Genomic DNA, 1,888 nt, shown 5'->3' with positions numbered 1-1,888 from the left:
ATCATGAACCGGCAAGTAACGAAGGCGGTTTTTCCCGTTGCGGGATTGGGGACGCGGTTTCTTCCCGCGACGAAGTCGATCCCGAAAGAGATCATGACGCTGGTGGACCGTCCGCTGATCCAATACGCGATCGACGAGGCGCGGGCGGCCGGGATCACGGATTTCATCTTCGTGACGTCGCGGGGCAAAAGCGCGCTCGAGGATTATTTCGACCACGCGCCGCATCTCGAGGACTCGCTGAAGTCCAAGGGCAAGGACGACCTGCTTGAAATCCTGCGCAGCACCGACATGGAAAGCGGCGCGATCGCCTATATCCGCCAGAAGATGGCGATGGGGCTGGGCCACGCGGTCTGGTGCGCCCGGCGGCTGATCGGCAACGAACCCTTCGCGGTGATCCTGCCCGATGACGTGATCGCGGCCGAGACGCCCTGCCTCAGGCAGATGGTCGACGCCTATCAGGACACGGGCGCCAACATGGTCGCCGCGATGGAGGTCCCGCGCGAGAAGGCCTCGGCCTACGGCATCCTCGACGTGGCCCGCGACATGGGCGACAAGGTGCTGGTCAAGGGCATGGTCGAGAAGCCGAGCCTTGAGGAGGCGCCGTCGAACCTGGCGGTGATCGGGCGCTACATCCTGACGCCGAAGGTGCTGCACAATCTCGACCAGAACCTGCGCCACAAACGCTTCGGGGCCGGGGGCGAGCTGCAGCTGACCGACGCCATCGCCCAGGAGATCGACGGCCAGGGGGTCTACGGGCTGCGCTTCAACGGCCAGCGCTTCGACTGCGGCTCGAAGGCCGGGTTCCTGCAGGCGACGGTGTCCTTCGCGCTGGCCCGGCCCGAGCTGAAGGCCGAGTTCGAGGAGTATCTGCGCGACATGTTCGCCCTGCCGGAGGCGGCGGAATAACACGATGGCGCATGTTCTGGTGACGGGCGGGGCGGGCTATATCGGCGCGCATGCCTGCAAGGCTCTGGCGCGCGCGGGCCATGTGCCGGTGTGCTACGACAACCTCTCGACCGGCTGGGCCGAGGCGGTGAAGTTCGGCCCGCTCGAACGGGGCGATCTGGCGGACCGGGCGCGGCTTGACGCTGTGTTCGCGGCCTACCGGCCGGTGGGGGTGATGCATTTCGCGGCCTTCAGCCAGGTCGGCGAGGCGATGCGCGACCCGGGCAAGTACTGGCGCAACAATGTGGGCGGGTCGCTCACGCTGATCGAGGCGGCGGTGGCGGCGGGCTGCCTGAACATGGTGTTTTCCTCGACCTGCGCGGTCTATGGCGACCAGGACGGGGTGACGCTGGACGAAGACAGCGCCCAGGCGCCGCTGAACGCCTATGGCGCGTCCAAGCGCGCGATCGAGGACATGCTGCGCGATTTCGAGGCAAGCCACGGGCTGAAATCGGTGATCTTCCGTTACTTCAACGTGGCGGGGGCGGATCCCGAGGGCGAGGTCGGCGAGGCGCACGACCCCGAGACGCACCTGATCCCGGTGATGCTGGAGGCGATCGAGGGCAAGCGCCCGGCGCTGACGATCCACGGCACCGATTATCCGACGCCGGACGGGACCTGCATCCGCGACTACATCCATGTCAGCGATCTGGTTGCGGCGCATGTTCTGGGGCTCGACTGGCTGCTGGCGGGCAAGGGCAGCCGGGTGTTCAACCTCGGCACCGGGACCGGCTATTCGGTGCGCCAGGTGATCGAGGCCTCGCATGCGGTGACCAACCGCCCGGTGCCTTATTCCGAGGGCCCCCGCCGCGGCGGCGACGCGGTCCGTCTGGTCTCGGGCAGCGCCCGCGCCGAGACCGAGCTGGGCTGGGCCCCGGAACGTTCCGACCTCCCCACCATGATCCAGGACGCCTGGAAATGGTTCCAGTCCGACGGGTACAGG

2 protein-coding genes are annotated in these 1,888 nt (G+C 67.3%); both read left to right on the top strand.

Annotated features, from left to right (window positions below; translation table 11 throughout):
• The first annotated feature begins 3 nt into the window (after window positions 1-3).
• Window positions 4-906, top strand: coding sequence for a UTP--glucose-1-phosphate uridylyltransferase GalU (galU, locus tag BYZ73_RS20915; protein WP_181498150.1), 903 nt, complete (start codon window positions 4-6; stop codon window positions 904-906).
• Between the two features lie 4 nt (window positions 907-910).
• Window positions 911-1,888, top strand: a 978-nt coding sequence (galE, locus tag BYZ73_RS20910) for a UDP-glucose 4-epimerase GalE (RefSeq protein ID WP_112317540.1), incomplete at its 3' end; no start/stop codon positions are given.

The sequence above is a fragment of the Rhodovulum viride genome, assembly GCF_003265965.1.
GTDB lineage: Bacteria > Pseudomonadota > Alphaproteobacteria > Rhodobacterales > Rhodobacteraceae > Rhodovulum > Rhodovulum kholense.
This window is presented reverse-complemented; position numbering and strand designations above follow the sequence as displayed.

Coding starts and splice junctions, on each gene's coding strand:
- galU (WP_181498150.1), top strand. CDS start 4: ATGAACCGGCAAGTAACGAAGGCGGTTTTTCCCGTTGCGGGATTGGGG.